At 44.7% G+C, this 19,452-nt stretch carries 18 protein-coding genes; 15 read left to right on the top strand and 3 right to left on the bottom strand.

Going from position 1 to position 19,452, the window contains the following annotated elements; translation table 11 throughout:
* Positions 1-6 precede the first annotated feature (6 nt).
* Genes GPK83_RS15135 through GPK83_RS15115 form a run of 5 tightly spaced genes read left to right on the top strand, consistent with a single transcriptional unit; the run spans position 7 to position 5,015 of the window.
* Positions 7-807, top strand: coding sequence for a hypothetical protein (locus GPK83_RS15135; protein ID WP_117552982.1), 801 nt, complete (start codon positions 7-9; stop codon positions 805-807).
* 12 nt (positions 808-819) lie between these two features.
* Positions 820-1,449 (top strand): A24 family peptidase, encoded by a 630-nt coding sequence (locus tag GPK83_RS15130; RefSeq protein WP_215705164.1) that lies wholly within the window; start codon positions 820-822, stop codon positions 1,447-1,449.
* Positions 1,450-1,473: 24 nt separating this feature from the next.
* Entirely contained in the window at positions 1,474-2,811 is a 1,338-nt protein-coding gene (locus GPK83_RS15125) for a WG repeat-containing protein (RefSeq protein WP_117552980.1), read from the top strand.
* A gap of 21 nt (positions 2,812-2,832) precedes the next feature.
* Entirely contained in the window at positions 2,833-4,272 is a 1,440-nt protein-coding gene (locus GPK83_RS15120) for a DUF6382 domain-containing protein (RefSeq protein WP_117552979.1), read from the top strand.
* Positions 4,273-4,286: 14 nt separating this feature from the next.
* Positions 4,287-5,015 carry a PP2C family serine/threonine-protein phosphatase gene (locus GPK83_RS15115; protein WP_117552978.1) on the top strand — a complete coding sequence of 243 codons (729 nt, stop codon included), beginning with the start codon at positions 4,287-4,289 and terminating at the stop codon, positions 5,013-5,015.
* 58 nt (positions 5,016-5,073) lie between these two features.
* Here the strand turns inward: GPK83_RS15115 and GPK83_RS15110 are convergent, their stop codons facing one another.
* Positions 5,074-5,544, bottom strand: a complete 471-nt coding sequence (locus tag GPK83_RS15110) for a prepilin peptidase (RefSeq protein ID WP_181968073.1) — start codon at positions 5,542-5,544, stop codon at positions 5,074-5,076.
* 480 nt (positions 5,545-6,024) lie between these two features.
* On the opposite strand from GPK83_RS15110, the gene GPK83_RS15105 reads away from it, so the two are divergent.
* The 7 genes from GPK83_RS15105 to GPK83_RS15070 all read left to right on the top strand — a co-directional run bounded on the left by GPK83_RS15105 (position 6,025) and on the right by GPK83_RS15070 (position 14,956).
* Complete coding sequence (locus GPK83_RS15105; protein WP_117552976.1) at positions 6,025-8,949, top strand: WD40 repeat domain-containing serine/threonine protein kinase; 2,925 nt, start codon at positions 6,025-6,027, stop codon at positions 8,947-8,949.
* A gap of 23 nt (positions 8,950-8,972) precedes the next feature.
* Positions 8,973-12,686 carry an Ig domain-containing protein gene (locus tag GPK83_RS15100; protein WP_117552975.1) on the top strand — a complete coding sequence of 1,238 codons (3,714 nt, stop codon included), beginning with the start codon at positions 8,973-8,975 and terminating at the stop codon, positions 12,684-12,686.
* 72 nt (positions 12,687-12,758) lie between these two features.
* Positions 12,759-12,902, top strand: a complete 144-nt coding sequence (locus GPK83_RS15095; protein WP_181968072.1) for a hypothetical protein — start codon at positions 12,759-12,761, stop codon at positions 12,900-12,902.
* A gap of 63 nt (positions 12,903-12,965) precedes the next feature.
* A complete protein-coding gene (locus tag GPK83_RS15085; RefSeq protein ID WP_345941832.1) occupies positions 12,966-13,229 on the top strand; it encodes a hypothetical protein in 264 nt (87 codons plus the stop codon).
* 38 nt (positions 13,230-13,267) lie between these two features.
* Entirely contained in the window at positions 13,268-13,522 is a 255-nt protein-coding gene (locus tag GPK83_RS15080; RefSeq protein WP_215705162.1) for a hypothetical protein, read from the top strand.
* A gap of 187 nt (positions 13,523-13,709) precedes the next feature.
* Positions 13,710-14,399 (top strand): hypothetical protein, encoded by a 690-nt coding sequence (locus GPK83_RS17185; RefSeq protein WP_118529343.1) that lies wholly within the window; start codon positions 13,710-13,712, stop codon positions 14,397-14,399.
* A gap of 317 nt (positions 14,400-14,716) precedes the next feature.
* Positions 14,717-14,956: a hypothetical protein gene (locus GPK83_RS15070; protein ID WP_117553001.1), complete on the top strand. Its 240-nt coding sequence runs from the start codon at positions 14,717-14,719 to the stop codon at positions 14,954-14,956.
* Between the two features lie 170 nt (positions 14,957-15,126).
* Here the strand turns inward: GPK83_RS15070 and GPK83_RS15065 are convergent, their stop codons facing one another.
* Positions 15,127-15,510 (bottom strand): metal-dependent transcriptional regulator, encoded by a 384-nt coding sequence (locus tag GPK83_RS15065; protein WP_117552972.1) that lies wholly within the window; start codon positions 15,508-15,510, stop codon positions 15,127-15,129.
* 370 nt (positions 15,511-15,880) lie between these two features.
* Here GPK83_RS15065 and GPK83_RS15060 point away from each other — a divergent pair, with 370 nt between their 5' ends.
* From GPK83_RS15060 to GPK83_RS15050, 3 genes are all read left to right on the top strand, one after another.
* Positions 15,881-16,162 (top strand): DUF2325 domain-containing protein, encoded by a 282-nt coding sequence (locus GPK83_RS15060; protein ID WP_015555087.1) that lies wholly within the window; start codon positions 15,881-15,883, stop codon positions 16,160-16,162.
* Positions 16,163-16,297: 135 nt separating this feature from the next.
* The gene (locus GPK83_RS15055) at positions 16,298-16,885 is read left to right on the top strand and encodes a DUF3793 family protein (protein WP_117552971.1); all 588 of its coding nucleotides are present in this window, start codon (positions 16,298-16,300) and stop codon (positions 16,883-16,885) included.
* Between the two features lie 81 nt (positions 16,886-16,966).
* A complete protein-coding gene (locus GPK83_RS15050) occupies positions 16,967-17,401 on the top strand; it encodes a flavodoxin (RefSeq protein WP_117552970.1) in 435 nt (144 codons plus the stop codon).
* Between the two features lie 362 nt (positions 17,402-17,763).
* Here GPK83_RS15050 and GPK83_RS15045 read toward each other — a convergent pair whose 3' ends face one another.
* A complete protein-coding gene (locus GPK83_RS15045) occupies positions 17,764-19,074 on the bottom strand; it encodes a hypothetical protein (protein ID WP_117471065.1) in 1,311 nt (436 codons plus the stop codon).
* Positions 19,075-19,452: the final 378 nt, after the last annotated feature.

Raw genomic sequence — 19,452 nt, 5'->3', positions numbered from 1 at the left:
CGGTACATGCAGTGGAAAAAAACAGGAGAAGAAGGACTACTGACTGTTGAAGCAATTCTCGGTCTTGTACCTTTTATCCTGGTGATTCTTGGAATTATTTCTTTTATTGATATTTTTGCGGTTCATAATAAGATCCAGTATGCCATGCATCAGATGGGAAATGAAATCTCAGCGTATACATATTTTTATGAGGCGTTGGGGATCCGCTCTGCCGACCTTGGTTTAAAGGCCGACATTGATGAGCAGACAGCGCCACTGGATACGACATTGGATGATTTCTCCAGCTTTCTGGAGCAGGTCGGACAATTTGAAGATGACCTTAATGGAATAAAAAGTGGTTCATCATCCCTTTCCGGAACCATTGAATCCGGAAAGAATACGATCAATAAAGGACAGCAGCTGGTAAACTCTGCGGGAGTTTTTATCAGTGACCCGAAACAGCTGCTCAGGAGCATAGTATATCTTGGGATCGAAAAAGGCGAGCAAAAGGCTAAAACGTGGCTTCTCGGATGTATCTCGAACGGCATGTTTCAGGTTTATCTGGATGAAAGCTTCGCAAAACACAGGGCGATGTCTGCGGATGAATATCTGATCCACTATGGAGTGAAGGACGGAATAAACGGCCTGAATTTCAAAAACAGCAGTTTTTTGAGCGACGATCAGTATCGGATGATCGACTTGGTGGTGGAATACGATATCGAAGTGTACTTCTTTAAGCTTTTTCGGAAGGATCCGACGATCCACGTCGTTCAGAGATGTGAGGTCCCGGCCTGGCTGGACGGAGACGGCGTGACATATTCAAAATAGCAGGGGTATGAAATGAATGAGTATTTAATATTGGCAGCGGGAATGATCTTGCTGCCGGGAATTTATATATGTCTCACATTCTGGCAGACAGAGAAATTCAACGGAATGTCTAAATTTGAAGTGATCGTCCTTGCAGCGGCAGAAATTGCGTTTCTACGGATGTGGAGAACGGACAGCGCCGGGGAAGTGCCATATATTTTATCAGAGATGAAATACGTGATGCTCGCGTTCATGACATATTTCTGTGTGGAAGACCATAAAGAGCAGCTGGTTCCAAATCGTGTATTGTTGCTTCTTTTGGTATTATTTCCCATTCTGTTGGGCGGATATGGAATCCATGATATGGACACGGTCTTAAAGATCATACCGTCGATTATCTTGGGCTTTCTGTTCTGCTTGATCTCCTTCGGATTGGGATATCTGCTGAGTCATGGAAGCATGGGAGCGGGGGATGTAAAGCTTTCTCTGATTATGGGTATTTACCTAACCGGAAACGACATTCCAGGAGCAATCTTCTACGGATGCCTTATCTCGGCGGGATATTCAATCGTTCAGTTATTAAGGAAAAAAATATCGAAAAAAGATCGGCTTCCGTTCGTCCCATTTTTATACATGGGCGTGGTTGTTCGATATATTCTGTAAATTTATACGGGGCAGGTGGAAGAGATGGCAAAAAAGAAAAATCTTGTAGGCGGAGCAAAGGTAAAAATCAGTTTAATGCTGACTGCCGGTATGATTGCAGGCTGGGGAATTTGTGGATACGCAGTGATTCTGCAGAATGGAGTCAGAAAACAGAACGCAATGGTGGAGAATGCTGAAAGTTTCTTGCCAGACAAGCTGTATATCAGGGCAGCTAATGGGTACAAAGAGGCTTTAAAAACATATTCGACGAAGAATAACCTCACATACGAAAGACGCCTTCTCGATATTTACGATGAAGCGGGCATGGAGGATGAATATGCAGACCTTGTCGACGACAGGATTGAGGCAAAGACAGCACTTGTGGATGAGTATCAGAGCCGTGCGGAAACACTGATCGGAGAAGACAACATAAAGAAAGCAATCACCATTTTAAAACAGGGAATTGAAATATATGGCGACAGTCAGCTGGTGGAGCTCTGTGAGTCTATAAAATATCAAACCCGCGAGAATGGAACGAATTATCAGGAAGGAAAACTTCCGTCGGACAACTGGATCATTCCCATGTGGAACGGGGAAAAATGGGGATACACTGGAAAGAATGGACGTACAAGCCTGGATTTTATATATGACGAAGCTACACGATTTTCCGGAAATTATGCGGTCGTAAAGCTTGATGGAGTTTACACATTGATTGACCAGAATGGCTACTGGAATGCTGTGGACAAAAATGGTCTGGACGAGGTCACTGAGATTGCAGGAACAAGGATCATTGGAGTTAAAGATGGAAAATACGGGATCTATTCAAATACCTTTATCCGCCAGAGCGAGGAAAATTATGAAGATGCCCACTTAAATGACAACGGAATGATTCTGGTGAAACAGTCTGGAAAATGGGCAATTTTGGATCAAAATTTAAAGAATGTAACAGATTTTGTATTCACAGATGTTGCGGTGAACAGTAAGAATCAGGTGTTTAGTGGAAATTATGCAGTCGTGGCAGATGAAAACGGATATTTTCTGATTGACCAGAAGGGAAAAGCCTGCTTTGAAAAGAGATTCCCGAATGCAAAGGGCATGGAAGGCGGTTACTACGCTGTAGCAGATGAGAGCGGGCAGTGGGGATTCGCGGATGAAAAGGGAGAACTTGTGGTTCCATGCCAGTATGTGGACGCATACTCATTTTCTAACCAGACGGCAGCAGTACAGTATGCCGGAAAATGGGGATATATCAATCGCTATGGCAACATGGTAATCGATGCCCAATTTTCAACCGCACTGCCTTTCTTAAACGGAAAAGCAATGGTACAGGACGATCAGGAAAATATAAAAGTGCTTGAACTGAGATATTTTGATACATTCTAAAATGGGAAAGGGGAATTTGAGATGCTGACAGATGTTTCAGACGCAAATAAAAGTTATACAAAGCTTGAGGTGGCAGAAAAAAGTGATCTGGACCTTATCGCTGTGAAAGTACTTCGGAAAGACTGCCCGGATTTTTTGTTTCCATTAAAAATGATGGAAATCGATGGAGAGACGGAAATCCGTTATGAACTGACAGATGGGGTACGGTTCTGTTATATGCCGACCCAGATGAAGAAAAGGGAATTTATTGAATTGCTCACAAATCTGATCCAGCCGTTTAAGGCATGTAGCGACTGGTTCCTTGATTACCACAATTTTGTGTTGGATGAAAATTATATTCTGGTCGGAAAGAATGAGCAGTCAGTGAAATATATTTATGTGCCGACTAAGTCACAGACTAATTCTGACCAGGAGATCATTAGCTTCTTTGCGGGTCTGATCCTGAAAATGGACATCAAGGATGATCAGAGTTATACGGTCGATCTGCTTCGTGTAATCAAGAGTTCGAATGCCAATTTAATGACGCTGTTGGAACATCTTCAGAAAGACCATGTGGAGAAAAAAGCAGCGCCTCTGGCTCCGCCAAAGCCAGCCGAGGATCATATGAAGAAGATCGTTTCATTTGTCCAGGATATTCCGGAAAAAATGGCAGAGAAGAAAGAAAAGCAGGAGCCTGTAAAGGCAGAGAAAAAGACACCTGTCCGGGAGCAGGGAACACGCCCGGGAATCAGTTCCGGCGCTTATGGAAAGAGCGATGAGGAGAACCGGCTGATCAATAACCTGTTCGGAGATGATGAGCCGGATAAAAAGAAGGACAGGAAAAAGAAGGAAAAACAGCCGAAGGAGAAGGCACCGAAAGAAAAGGGCGCTGGTCTGTTTGGCTTTTTAAAGGGAAAAAAGAAAGAGGAAGAAGAACCGGAAGATCTGCTGGCGGGATTTAAGAAGGCGGCAGAGCCGGAGAAGGTGCAGTCCACACCGAAATGGGAATCTGTACCAACACCAGCACCGGTTTCTGATCCGGCAGGAGGCGAGGATACAGTTGAAGCTTACCGTTCTTATGTTCAGGAGGAAGATGGGGATGACAGCACTGCAATAGCAGGAGACGGAGAGCTGGATGATAACCGCGTGATCCGGTTGAGACTGGAAGATTGTGCCGGATGCACATGCCCGAAATTTATCGAGATCGATCTGAGAAAAGGTCATGCGACGATTGGAAGAATGGACAAGAATGGTGAGCCATGCTCAGATTATAACTTTGATGCTGCGGTTTCGTTTGTCAGCCGCCGCCATTTCCGAATCGAGCCGAGCGGAAATGAATGGCAGATCATTGATATTGGATCTTCAAACGGTACGATCGTAAGTGGAGAAAATCTTACACCAAATATGCCGCACACCCTGAAAAGAAATGATACGATCATGATCGTGTGCAAAAAGAGATTTATGATCTATCGGGTGTGCTGAGAAAGGCAGGGGTAATGAGAAAGTATGCAGGCTGTCTTTCTGTAAAAGGAAATTACAGGAAGAAGAATCAGGACCGGGCATGCTGCCTGAGCAGTTCAAAAAAAGGAATATTATTTGCAGTGGGATGTGTGTGCGACGGAATCGGCAGTTTTGCGCAGAGTGAGATCGCGGCGGAGATGATCCGGGTAGGAATTGAACGTTGGTTTCTTGGAATGGAGCCGTTGTATCCTGAAAATATTGACGAAGAGTCCTTGATAGATGATCTGGATATGACGATTCGCGAACTGAATGAGCTGATTTGGATTTATCGAAAGGAAAACGGAATTGATATTGGATGCACGATGTCACTATTGGTTCTTTTGAATGAAAAATATCATGTATTTCATGTTGGAGACAGCAAGATCCTGCTGATAGATGATCGCGTCTCACAGATTACGAAAGACGAGGTATCGGTTGTCGAGCGGGATGGAAAGTTGAAGACATTATTGGCAAATTTTATGGGGAAGGTCGAAGAATTGTGGATGAATCAGTCAAGCGGAAGCCTTGTTCCGGGAGAGACATTTCTTGTGGGGTCCGACGGACTTTTTAAGAGACTCCGGGAAGATATTCTGTTTGATGTGATTAGAAGGAAGAATGTGCAGAGTGATACAGAGGCAGAGGACGTGCTGAAATATCTGATCCGGAATGTCATGGAGATGGGGGAGAAGGATAATATATCAGGAGTTCTGGTCCGGATTGCTTAGAGTTCCAGGTATGCCTTATATATTGGATAAGGCTGCCGGAAGCAGGTCTTGAAGACCGTCAAAGCAGCCCAAGAGCAGCATAAATGATGAGAAAAACGGCTGAATAGATGAGATGATAGCCGGTGAAGATCATGATTCCTTTTAGCGTTCCGCGAAGATGGGAACTGCAGCGGAAGAACAGGAGAACGATCACGGCAGCGATCCACAGACCGCAGAGAAAGAGCGGATGCGTGAAAAATAACAGAAATGTAATCCCGTAGAAACATGTGAAGCTGAACTCGATAAGCGGGTAGCGGAGCGGGATTTTTGTTCCGCAGTAGTGACACTTTCCACCGAGAGCGATCCAGCTGATCACAGGAATCTGGTGCAGACCGTTTAAGACATGACCGCACTCCGGACAGTAACAGTCTTTTGTGATCAGCGGCTTATCAAAACGGATCCGATACTCGGCAGTCGTAAAATAAGCGCCGATGATGCTGCCGAAGACCAGTGTGCAGATCAGAAGAACAGAAAAATAATATGTGGTCACTGGAAAGTCCTCCAAATAGGTAAATTATAAAACATTTTTATATTAAAGAGCCTGGAGGAAAAAGTCAAGGACAAAGGGGGAAGAGAGTATGAAGAAGGGCTGGAAGATCGCAGCAGTGGGATTGATTATATTATTGCTGTTTTTGATTTTTTTTAAGGAGTGTTTGTGGGAGTGGTATGACGAAGTTCTGCATCCGTGGGCGCCATGTCGTGCGGATTGGCTTTGAAAAGTTGGACAAAGTATTAACAGATATGGTTTGCTTTATTGAGCATAATGAAACTGTCATGAAAAAATCAGAGGAAAAGCAAAATGCTGAATGAACATTTATTTTACGGTGGAATTTTTCTATGCGCGTGTTCCGTCGGACTTGCGGTGATTTTGGGAAGTCTGTATACAATCCAAAAGATCAGGCTGAACAGCAAGCTGAATGAAGAGTATGGGAAAGAAATAAAAGGAAAGTAACAAAGCGGGAGGTACCAGGTGGAGGAAATTATTGCATCGACGTATCGGATCATAAGAAAACTGGGATCCGGCGGCGGCGGAAACGTATATCTCGCAGATCATCTGAGATTGAATAAGAAAGTAGTCCTGAAGGCGGACAAACGCCGGATTACGACGAAAACGGCTCTGCTTCGCCGAGAGGCAGATGTTCTGAAAAACCTGAATCATCCGAATATTCCGAAGGTATATGATTTCTTTGTTGAAGATGACACGGTATATACCGTTATGGACTATATCGAGGGAGAGAGTCTTGACCGTCCATTAAAGCGGGGAGAACATTTTTCACAGCCTCAGGTAATTCAATGGGCGAAAGAACTCTTAGACGCTCTTGATTATCTCCATAGTCCGACACACGGAGACCCGCCGCGGGGATTTGTACATAGTGATATCAAGCCGGCGAATCTGATGCGGACACCGGATAACCATATCGTTCTCATTGATTTTAATATTGCTTTATCGCTCGGCGAGGACACAGTGATCGGCTGCAGTGCCGGATACGCATCACCGGAACACTACGGACTTGATTTCTCTTCAGACAGCGATACAGTAAACGGCGAGTCAGAGACAGAGGCGGAATCAAAATCCGGACAGGATAGTGAGACAGAGGTTGATAATCCTACAGTTGAGAGGACGATCACGGAATCTGATACAGAATCCACAGAGAAGGAAGAAGGAAACAGAAAAGAGAAAAGCTTTTCTGCATCCCCGAAGAAGATCATCGTTCCGGATGTGAGATCCGATATTTATAGTACCGGAGCAACCCTATATCACCTTCTCAGTGGTTCAAAGCCGGCAAAAAATGCGAAGGCAGTCGTATCGCTTTCAGAAAAAGAATATAGTCCGCAGGTTGTAAAGATCATCAAAAAGGCGATGAATCCGAATCCGGATCTGCGATATCAGACGGCGCAGGACATGCGTTCAGATTTTTTACATCTGAGAGACCGGGATCCCCGGGTCAGACGATTGAAGGCGGTAAAACGGCTGGATATCGGTGTAGTTCTTCTGCTTCTTGCGGCAGGTGCATCCATGACATTTGTGGGATTAAAGCGGATGCAGACGACGGAGAACTGGCTGAAGCTTGCGGAATACTCGAAAAGTGCTCTTGAGTCAGGGGATGTGGACGAGGCGGTCAAGGATGCTCTTGCAGGTCTTCCCGAGGCGAAAGGAATCCTGAAACCGGAATGGCTTCCAGAATCTAAGCGGGCGCTGGCAAATGCGCTGGGAGTGTATGATCTCTCCGACAAGTTTCGGTCGAGCGGAGTTATAAAGCTTCCGTCGGCTCCTTATAAGATAAAGATGTCCCCGGACGGGAAGAAGCTTGCGGCTGTATACCAGTCCGAGGCTGCGGTTTATGATGCGGAAAGCTTAAAATCGTTAATGACCTGCCCGATGATGGATTCAGCATTAGCGGATGCGTTGTTTTCCGATGATAGTCATCTGCTGGCTGCGGGAAAAGACGGAGTTTCACTTTACAACATTGAGAGCAGAGAGCAGATGTGGAGGGCAGGAATGGCTTCGACTCTGACAATCTCTGGAGACGGACAGGTTGCGGCGGCGATGGACCGGGACAGAAATATTGTCTCATTCTATGACATGAAAGATGGTCAGCTGCTGCGGGAACGCTCTATGGGAGATAAAAAAATGCCCTCTGCATTTAATGATTCCTTTGCGGATCCGGACAATGCAATTTTCTGCCTGAATATGGACGGAACCATGTTGGCGATCAGTTTTTCGGACGGCGGACTATATGTGATGGATACAGAGCATCCGGAGGATGACCTGATCGTGTACGAGAGCTCGGATTATACAGAGTTTGCAGGCGGCTTCCATGGAGATAAATTTGCGTTTTCTGCCGGAAAGAGTGGTCACAGCATCTTTGGACTCATCAATGTGGACGAGGGAGCCTATATCGGTGATATGGAGTCGAACCTGCAGATGAAGGCAAAGGCAGATGAGAGTGGAATCTGGGTTTCAGAGGGAAATCTCCTGTCTGAGTTTGATCCGGATACGCTGGATGATAAGGAGGTCTCCTTCACAGATACATGGAACATCAGCCATTTCAGCGTTTCGGACAAGCATGTGCTTGCCGTGACGGATGAGCCGGGATTTTCCATCTTCGATCAGGGAGAGAACGCCCTGGTACATGAAAAGAGTGATGAGGAATATAGCTTTGCGGAACTCGGGACAGAGTACGCGGCGTTGGCAAACCGGAGTCAGCCGGATATCCGCGTCATGAAGGAGGAGACTCATGAGGATACATGTGTGGTGCGTTACGACGCGAAGTATTCCCATGACGAGGCCAGAGTGACGGGAGACGGGGAAAAGGCGATGCTTTTCAGTTATGATGGATTCCGGATCTATGGTAGTGACGGAACCCTGACGGCGGAAGGAAGCTTCCCAGAGGCGGAAAAGATCTACGACCAGCAGTTTAGAAGGGACGGAGAAAAGTCCTGGCTGGATGTGATCTGGTACGATGGGACAGTCCGGGCGTATAGTTCGGAGGATGGCACTCTGATCTCGGAGGAGAGAGGGGAAGCGCCTTCAAAGGATCTGGAAGAGGAATTTTCAACAGAAAAGTACCGGTTTGTGTCGGAACTTCACAGCGCTCCGAAGGTTTATGACAAGCAGAGCGGAAAGTTTGTAAAGGAACTGGAGAAGGATGATTTCCTGGCCTATGTGACAGAGGTCGGCGAGTACATACTAACAGAATATGTCCGGGCAGATGGTGAGAGATACGGTCTTTTGCTGGACCAGAACCTTGAGATACTGGCAGATCTGCCGGATCTGTGTGATATTCATATCCCGGATGAAACAATCTATTTCGATTACAAAAATGGAGAATTGAGACAGTGTCATTTGTATTCGATCCAGGAACTGATCGATCTTGGAAAGAATTACAGATAAAATTTTAAGAAAGGGGAAAAATTATGAAAAAACGCATCTTTAAACAGGGAATGGCATTGATGCTGGCAGCTGCACTGGCGCTTCCGGCTAATGTGGTTCCGGCGGAAATTCTGGATCAGCAGACGGAGACAGAGCTGCCGCATATTGTATTAAATCAGGAAACACCTGATGAAAAAGTTACTGACAGTGATGCGAAGGAGAAGGAGGAGCAGACTGGAACGCAGACAGAGACAAAGAAAAAGACAGAAGTCAATACCACAGAAACTGCGGAACAGATCATTTACAATACCGGTTCCTTCAATGTTCACGTCGTAAGCGCGGAAGATTTTGAGAACGATCTCGGCGACGCATATTTTGAGGAGGATGGCAGCTATACCATCAATATCCCAGAGGAAAACCCATTCTTCCCGTATGAGGTTCAGTTTACCTATGACGGAAAAACAGAAAATGAGTGGTTCATGAATCCGGAGGATTCCATCGAGATCGACGGACATACCTTCTATGTATCCGCAAGCTTCGACGGAACAGCCGTTACCCAGATGACCATGGATGTTGCAGGTCAGGAGGTTGTTGTTTATCCGGAGAAGAAAGAGTTTACGGACGGAGATGATGTGGCGTTGATGTCATTGCTGCCGTTGGAGGAGAGAAATCTGTCGCTTGATCTGTCGGGATTTACGCCGATTGAACTGGCATGTGTAAAACCGGCGACTGTTTTTAAGGGTGAGAACCAGATTGGAACGGAAACAGAAATTTTATGGAAACCACGTGACAGCAGAGATAATTATGAAAGCGATCCAGATTCTGTCGGAGTAGTAGCGATGGATCTTGCATTTAATACCAGTGGGGCTACAAGTACCAGCTGGGAGATGATCGTAGGTAACCCGGATCAGCTGGATGCTTCCAATATTCGCTATTATGTAGATATTGCAGTGACAGATACAGAGAATTGGTTGATTCCAACTGTGACGATTCATAATGATGATGGAACGACCAAAAATGTGACAGTAACGGATGCGTATTATTCTGATTACGCATTTAGTAGACGGATGCATGTGGATGTACCGACAGAAGAAGTAAAAGGAAATACAGAGATGACAGTTTCTCTGAAAATCAATTCTGACTTATTTGAAAGATCGGTAATATCCAAAATAGAAACTCACAGTTTGTCAAGTGAGGTATCGCCTGAAGCTGTAAAAAAGGATGATGGTTGGTATCTTGAGATAACCGGAGAAAGAAGTAGAATTAGTCATAGCGTCTTCCGCATGAATGGTTATGATAAAAATGATCAGGTACTGGGGGATGCTTTCGATTTCAAACTTTATTTGTCCTCAGAGAGCGATCATATTTATACAAGCCTTTATGACAAAACAGGTAATAGCATCTCCTATAGCACAAGCTGGGAAGAAGATGAAGAAGATCCTTGGATGGAAGAAAAACTTGTCTATAATCTGGGAGCTTCCTATGCAGACAATGACACATACAGACTTGTTTTAACATTTGAAAAAGCAGTTGCAACAAGTGAGAACCAGATAATCGGAGCATTCATAGGAAGATATGAATCGATTGATGCGGCAAAGGCAGCAGGGGCTGTGGATGTCAAGGAAAGCCTGTTTAATCAGACACAGGGATATGAAGCAGATTTCAGCAAGGGTGTATATGTAAGTGTATTCAGCGGAAAAGCCGATGATGACAGCAGAAAGCTTAAAAGATATGTTTGGCATATTTATACAAGATCGGAGGCATTCTTAGATAATTCAACAGCGGTATCATTTTATGGCATCAATGATGCACAGGGAAATTATGTTGCTTGTAAGGTTCTAAATCCGTCTTATGGAGATTATAAAGACGATTATGCGGATTTCTCATACATTACGATTCTTGTAGGCGAGGATACCGATTTAACTTCATTAGCGCCTGTATTTACCATGCAGAACGGAATGAAACTGTATACCAATAAAGAAGAAATCAGCGGACAGAGTTTGCATGACTTCTCCAATGGCCCGGTTCATTATACCGCATCAGCCGAAAACTCTAAGAATGCAAAGAACTACTGGCTGCAGATCATTAAGCCAAAACAGGGTGAAAGCTGGCTTTATATGAACAGCCTTGCAGACGAGAGCTCAGATACCAGAGAAGAAAACGGTGTTGTTTATACAACTCGTGAAGCAATGCTGAATAGTATCCATGATTATGAGCACAGAATCATTCTTGCTAATATGGGAACGAAGGCATTATCCAAATTATCAGTGGAAGCAGAAGGTGCTTTATTTGATTCGTGGGTTGTAACTCTGGATAACTATTGGACATTAAAGGGAGAGCATGATCTTTCCGGTTATCAGGGACTGGGATATGATGAACTTGCAAATCTTGCAAAACTGAAGTTGGTTTATGATGGTGATGAGATAAATGGACAGGATCTCACAGGTACACTGACAATCAAGGAAGCTGGAAAGCCAATTATGGTAATAAATCTGACGGGTGTTGTTGGTGACCCGGGTATTGTGACAACTGAGATTCCGGACGCGGTCAAATATGTCCACTACGGTTCTATGATCCAGAACAGCAATAAGTATGATTTTAATACGGTAAGCTATAAGATCACAGATGGAAAACTTCCGAGTGGAATGGAATTAAAACCAAACGGTGAGCTCTATGGAGTACCGTTAGAAACAGGTGAATTTACATTTACCGTTCAGATGAAGAACAGCTATAGTGAGTTTGCAAATGTTACAAAAGAATTCACCTTAAAGGTTGTAGACAACACCGACGCAAACGTAGATAGTGCAGTCGATCAGGGATATGATCTGAAGGAACGTGTTCCAAATATCTTACTGAGTGACAACAACGATTATACTATGACATCCATCGGTGTGATCGAGGAATGGGACAACCTTACTCTTGATGGTAAACGCCTTGTAGAGGGTGTTGATTTCGATGCAAAATCCGGAAGTACCCGTCTTACGATCAGAAGCCAGACCTTAAAGGCTAATAATCAGGTAGGAACTCATACACTGAGTGCGGAGTTCCGTGAAAAAGGAACAGGAAACTTAAAGCGTGCGGCTCAGAACTACAGAGTTGGTAGAAAATCTTCCGGTGGCAGCAGCGGCGGCGGACACAGCAGCTCCGGACGTGCAACAGTAAGAGCTGATTATGGAAATATCGGCGCAGACGGCGCATGGGTGCAGGATGCAAAGGGCTGGAAGTGCAAAGCCGCAGATGGAACATGGTATACAGACTGCTGGAAAGAACTGAATTATCAGAACGAGAAGTCATGGTATCGCTTTGATGCTCAGGGGTATCTTGTAACCGGCTGGTATCAGGATAACGGAACCTGGTATTATCTGAATCCGAAGTCCGACGGAAAGCTTGGAAAGATGATGACGGGCTGGCAGTATATCAACGATATCTGGTATTACTTTACTGAAAATGCAGGCGACAAACAGGGCGCAATGTTCTGCAAGCGATGGGCGGAAGTCCCGTATAACGGTACAGTTGAGTGGTATTATTTCGATGAAAACGGAACGATGAAAACGGATTGGCTGACACAGGATGAAAACAAATTCTATCTTTATCCGATCGCAGACGGAACAAGAGGCAGAATGCTGACCGGCTGGCAGAAGATTGGTGATAACTGGTACTATTTCCATGAAGAGTCTGATGGAAATAAGGGCGTTCTTGCGAGAAGAACAAAAATTGGCAATTACTATGTAAACTCAGACGGAGTTTGGGCGAAATAATAAGTCAGGTAATGGGGCAGGATCGTAGGAATCCTGTCCTATTACTTATTTTACTTATGGAGGAATGAAGCTATGAAGAAAAAATTGTTAGTCCTGGGGTTAAGCATGGCAGGCGTACTTATGTTGTCAAATACTGCATTTGCGGGTGAATGGAAAAGAAATAATGTCGGCTGGTGGTATCAGGAAAGTACAGGTACATACCCGATGAGCCGATGAAGCAATATAGGCGGAAAATGGTATTATTTTGATAATGTCGGATATATGGTTCATGATAAATAGATCGGAGATTATTACCTGGGATCAGATGGCACTATGCTGACCAGTATCGTTACACCGGCTGGTTATAGGGTAGATGCGTCAGGAAAATGGATTTATAGTTCTCCAGAAGAGACTATATTTGGAAATTTTATTCAAAATGGAGAGTACAAGCAGTATATAGCTGATTGGTATGCGGATCCCGCTAAGTATGGTTATTTAGATATAGATGGGGATGGAAAAAAAGAATTAATCATTACGAGTGATGGTGTTTTTTTTATGCACTGATCTGCTCTGCAGATCTGCAAAGTGGAGAAGTGACAGTATTGGATAATGGATATTATTATGGAAGTCTGCGGTATTCAGAAAAACATCATGCATTGGTGTTGACAGATGTTCGGCCAAACTCCATGATGGGTGATTATGCGTTTGTGGAGATAAATGGTTCTGGAATGGATGTAAAATTTCATTTGGGGTGGGACGCAACAGAAGGGGAACGTTATTATAAAGATAAAACAAAAATCTCAGAGCAAGAGTTTTCAGAATATTTTAAAGATTTGAAAGAACTGGATTATATGTGACAGAATTGAGTAGAATAGCTTTTAAAAGCCCTTGAAGCTGCGGCATCGAGGGCTTTGTGCTGTAGTAGCTCTTCCGCCCCCATTTTGCCACTTTTCCATAAGAGAAGCGTAAGACTCGTCAAGTTGCATTTCGTTCGGAGATAAGCTATAATGGAATGAGTGCTAAATTTAAGTGAGGTGGATCGCTATGAAAAAATCGATCAAGACAGCTATCTTTGCCTGCATCTTCGCGGCAGCATTCCAGATCACGGCGTTTGCCGGATTTACCTGGAGAGTTGAGAGTGCGGACAGTTCCTATGTGGGGACGACGAATGTGACTGTGACAAATACATCGGGAAAGAAAGAGACGGAGGATGCGCCGATCGTGAAGAGAGGAACCGTCGTGACGTTTACGGAGGCGGCAGCGAGTGCGACTTATACGGTAAGGGCATATGATGGGATGGGAAATCCGATCCGGGATTTCAGCGCGTCTCTCGGAACGGTAAAGAAAGGCGGTACTCTCCAGTATACACTGGACTGGAACGCGAGAAAGTCGGAAGGAAAGTCCTCCTACACAGGACAGGCCGGTGTCTTTGAAATCCAGGCGAAGGATTCCGACGGAAAGACATGGAGACAGAGATTTGTGATCAATAATGTCTGCGCGTCAGGTGTGCTCTCCAATATGTACCTCTACAGCAAAGGTGCTCTCTACCAGTGGAAGAGCAATTCCAAAGGCTGGTGGGTGGACAAAAAGTCCGGCGGCTACCTCACAAATGCCTGGTTCCAGTCGCCGGTGAGCGGACTCTGGTACTATATGGGCTCTGACGGATATATGCTGACGAATACGACAACTCCGGATGGATATAAGGTCAATGCAAGTGGTGTGTGGGTGAAATAGTACTGCACTATAAAGATTCTGGAAAAGTCATGGCAGGAAAAGCCCTGTGTTCAGATATTCTACGGATCTGAAATGCGAAATATCGGTAAAATGTCGCCATAGTGTGTGTGTAAAAAAATTGCATGTCATAAATGATAATTTACTTAAATGAGAAAATTTCTCAATAAGAATCTTCCATTTTCTGCAAAAAGGTGTATGATAAAAATAGTTAGCAGCACCTAACAAACGGCTCGCGATCCACCCGGATCACATGAAAAACTTCCGATGGGAACGGCCGCTTTTAACGCAACTCCTGCGGGAGGGAAATGGAGCAGATCATGGGAAGATTTTATCAGCTTTCAAAGAAGATTTCGGAGCAGGAGGCATCGGAGATCATGCGGGAAGTCCTGGAACTTCCGGATATCCGGGATGCCGAGATCATTGATGACCGCAGCCGGGTCAGAGTTGAGACGAAGGACAATGTGTTTATCGATGTGATGAGTACGGTTGTAAATATTTTCCGCCGCGTGGCAGGCGGATGCGAGCTGTCCTTTGTGGGATTCGCTTATAAGGACTGAGGAGCAATAAAAAGAAAAGTGTGCGGGAAATCGCGCGCGGCAATAAAAAGCGCAGGATCATGGACTTATTGGAGTCTGTGATCGCTGCGCTTTTTTGTTGAATTGCATTTCAGACATTTTTAAGGACGTTCATAATGAAAATGGAACTTTCGAGAGAAGTTTTACATTACTCAATTCTTCGCTTCAGAAGAATATTTCTTAATATGTTCCTTGATCGCCGCAAAGCTCTCAGCACTGATATCGTGCTCGATACGGCACGCGTCATCGAGAGCTGTCTTTTCACTGACTCCGAGGTCCATCAGCCATTTGGAGAGGGCCGTGTGGCGCTCATAGATCGTCTCGGCGATCCGGCGGCCTTCGTCGGTCAGTGTAATGTGTCCCTCGTCATTTACCAGGATCAGATTGTTGACCCGGAGATTTTTCATTGCGACACTGACGCTTGGTTTCGAGAAGCCGAGCTCGGTCGCGATATCGATAGAACGCACATACGGCTGTTTTTCACTTAACATTAAAATTGTCTCAAGATAGTTTTCAGCGGATTCCTGGATTTTCAAGTAATTACCCCCATATGTTGTGTACATGGTTAGAAATAGTTCGGCGTTTTCATATACGAAAACCGTCATGAAAAAATACAACTGCGCAGAAAGATCAGCACAAGCCTGTAAACGTCGAAATATTAAAATATTGTGAGTACTCATGATCAGTTAAACAGAACTTTACTGTTCTTCTCACAAGTATAACATAATCCTGAAATTGAGTCAAAGTGTATTCTTTCTAATAAAAAAATATTTGAATTTAAAATTAGTTCAAACTAACCAAATGAGAAAATGTCTCATTTGCAGATATTGACAACAAAGTTAGCATATGCTAACCTTATATCATCAGTTAGACGAAGCTAACCCTTGGGCAAAGGAGGAACACATCATGAGCGTTGTTATTATTGGCGGACATGACCGTATGGTCAGACAGTATAAAGAAATCTGTGAAAATCATAAATATAAAGCGAAAGTTTTCACCCAGATGAAGACAGGGCTTGATAAACTGATCGGAAGACCGGATCTTCTGATCCTGTTTACCAACACCGTATCCCACAAGATGGTGCGCTGCGTATTAGATGAGGTAGATGAGAACCGTACTGATATCGTCCGCTGTCATACAAGCAGCGGCACAGCGCTTGCTGAGATTCTTGAAAAGCACAGTGCATAAACCGGAACTGCCGGTGGGATAATGTGATGAGAAAACAGGCAATAATCCGGCAGACCTGCACATTTACTGTGATGACAGTAAGAAAGCGCAGGCCGGAAGGCACGGAATCATTATGATGGAAAGGCGGTAAGACGCATGAGCGAAGAGATCTTCGGGGCAGTACAGAAGCTCCCGGTCAATGGAACGAAGAAGCAGGTCGTTTTACAGTGTGCGCCGCTTCTCACAGGCATCAAATTATCCAACCTTTTAAATGTGCGGGCAGACCAGAAAGACGAAGTGTTCAAGCTTTTTGAGGGATCAAAGATATGTTGCCGGGTTCTCTATGAATTCCGCGGCAGACTGTCGATCCTGCTTTACCGTCCGGGGATGCTTGCAGCATATCTGGAACGGGAGGACGTTCAGAAGCTGATGACGTCCTTCGGATATGGAGACCTTGAGCTGGAGGAGATATTAGACCGCATCGCGGACGGTTATCAGGAGCACATGGACGGAAAAAGGGGCTTCCCCCATGAGATTGGCCTTGTTCTCGGATATCCGCCGGTGGATGTGGAGGGATTCATCAAGAAGGAAGGCAGAGATTTTCTGTATTCCGGATATTGGAAAGTATATGGGAATCTGGAAGATACGTTAAAAACATTTGAAGCGTATGACCGGGCGAGAGATTACGTGATCTGCATGACCGGAAACGGAAATGAAATCAGGGATATTCTGGCGGCATCTTAAATACCGCCGGTTCCAATCATAAAAAACGGCGGACGGAGAAGTCCGGGTTACCGTAAAACAAATTTCAGGAGGAATTTAAAAATGGATAAGGTTATTGTTGCATACTGGTCACAGACAGGAAATACTGCTGCTATGGCTGCAGCAGTCGGCGAAGGGATCAAAGAGGCAGGCAAGGAAGCTGTTGTTACAGACATCTCCTCCGTTTCCATGGACGATTTAAAGGAAGCTTCCGCGTTCGCGCTTGGATGCCCGGCAATGGGAGCTGAGGTTCTTGAGGAAGGCGAGATGGAGCCGTTTGTAACTGAGGTTGAGGCATTTGCATCCGGCAAGAAGATCGGTCTGTTCGGTTCCTACGGATGGGGAGACGGTCAGTGGATGAGAGACTGGGAAGACAGAATGAAAGCTGCTGGCGCTACGGTTGTAGGCGGCGAGGGTGTTATCTGCCAGGAAACTCCGGATGATGAGGCTCTTGAGAACTGCAAGGCACTTGGAAAAGAGCTTGCTGCATTAGCATAAGATATATTTAAAGTAACTGTTCAGTAGGTCTGCGCACTTGCTGCGCTGACCGTAAGAAAACATAGGCTGGAGGGCAAAAATCCCATCAGCGAAGCTGATCTGGAATGGATTTTTGCGTGTAACTATGAAGGTACTGAATAGTTACTATTTAAATAAGAATGTTCTGACATAAACATAAAAGATGCCGCCGGGAAAGGATGCAGTCCCGGCGGCGTTTTTTATGGTGCTATATGTCTGAAAGAAGCTGCCGATCATCACGAGTGACCACTTCAGCGCAAAATGTACTTTGACATACTCTTACAGGTGATACAAAAGACCGCACCCCGCATGAAATGTGGCGGAGCGCGGTCTTTTATAATAGCCTAGAAGAAGGTCCGGATAAAATTATTCTTGCAGAACCGGTACTGTCTCGTCGGCCGTCCTTTGCCTTCCTGCTTCTGGGATTCGATCTCTTCTATTAAATTGGAATCCAGAAGCTGCTGTAAAATACGGTTGCAGCTGCGGCTCGTGATGTTGAGCCACTGGGACAGGGAGGCGGCTGTCATGATCGTGTCTTTATCCATCTGGAAGAGGCCGACGATCTTTAAGAGATTGCTCTCATTGATCCCATTGCTCTGGGAATAGTCCAGCGCTTTTGTGTTGGAATAGCTGTAATTTAAGGATCGCGTAAGAGAGAGCGGGCCGGTGAGGGCATTGTCCTCGCCGGAGATGACAAAACCGTCATTCTTTCCGTATTTGACAGCCTCCTGCAGGGCAAGATCTGCCTGATAATGACTCTCACCGAGAGATTTTCCGAATCCGGCGCCGAGACGGAATTCCAGATCGCCTTTCTGATCCAGAAAAGCGATGAGATCCTGGATACGGCTGAAGCTGCTCTTGTAGAGATCACTGTCGAGATCCAGCTCAAACCGGTTGGAGACTGCGTGAAGTGAGAAATCGTACGCGTACTCTTTTCGGAAATCAAGAAGATATTTGTGAAGGGTGATCTCCAGATATTCCCGGTCCTGTGAGGAGATATTATCCGGATAGACAAGCTTTATGAGGATCACGAGCTTGTTGAGCTGGTTCTTCTGTTTTAAGCGGATAGAATTGATTGCGTGCCGGATGGAATCGCGGACCATCTCCTCCGTGGGGAGAAAGTGGATATAGGGGATCTGAAGCTTGTTGAGAACCTCCAGCTGGTTTGTGGTCCGCGTGAACATCATGTCGATCTTTTTACTTTCCCAGAGCTCCACAGCCCGCTCTTTTAAGGTTTCATAGTTATAGACAGGATTTTCAAAGCAGTAAGGCATATGTTCCGGATCCAGATATTTCTTTAAATTCATAAAATCATTTACCGGAGTCAGAAAATCAATATAGAGTCTGTTTAGCGGAACATCCGGGTAATGGATTACAAAATTTAACAGGATGGACAGCAGAGTCTTTTCAGTATAGGAGATAAAGGTACATGGGACCTTCAGATCATCCACATGGGTCAGAATATAGGAGTAACCAAGTTCCCCGGAGAAAAACAGCACATCGGAGATGTCCTTACACTGTTCGTATATGTCTTTAATTTCTTCCAGATTTTCGTAAACGTACCTGTGAAATACACATCCAAAGTCGTTGTGTTCGATCGCTTTATCGATGACAGCCATTGATTTTAAAGGACTTATGATACTGATGCTGATCATGGCCGAACCTCCCTTTTTTTATATAAGGACATGCTATTAATGACAGGCATGTCGATAAATCAGCTTTTATAAGAATCGTACCACAGATTGTTGACAAAGTCAAAAGGGTATGTTAGAATAAAGACAAATAAAGGACGTAAGCAAAATGAGTCCCAAATAAATCAAGAGATTTGTAAGATTTGTATTGAGGGAAATGCGAAAGCTTCCAAATCGCGAGATACAGCGAGAAATCCTGTATACATAGTGAAAAACAACGTATTATATATGATATTTAAACTATATATACAAAAGATACAAAAGCTTTCTCGGAGATCCAATTAAGGACTTGATTTGGGATTCGTGAGCAGGGAAAAGTCTTTTATTGGTGCAAAATGGCAC

Origin of the sequence: Clostridium sp. MCC328 (assembly GCF_018785465.1) — a bacterium.
In the GTDB taxonomy this organism is placed as follows: Bacteria; Bacillota; Clostridia; order Lachnospirales; family Lachnospiraceae; genus Pilosibacter; species Pilosibacter fragilis.
Note: the sequence above shows the minus strand (reverse complement) of the source record. Positions and strands in the feature narration are given on the sequence as shown.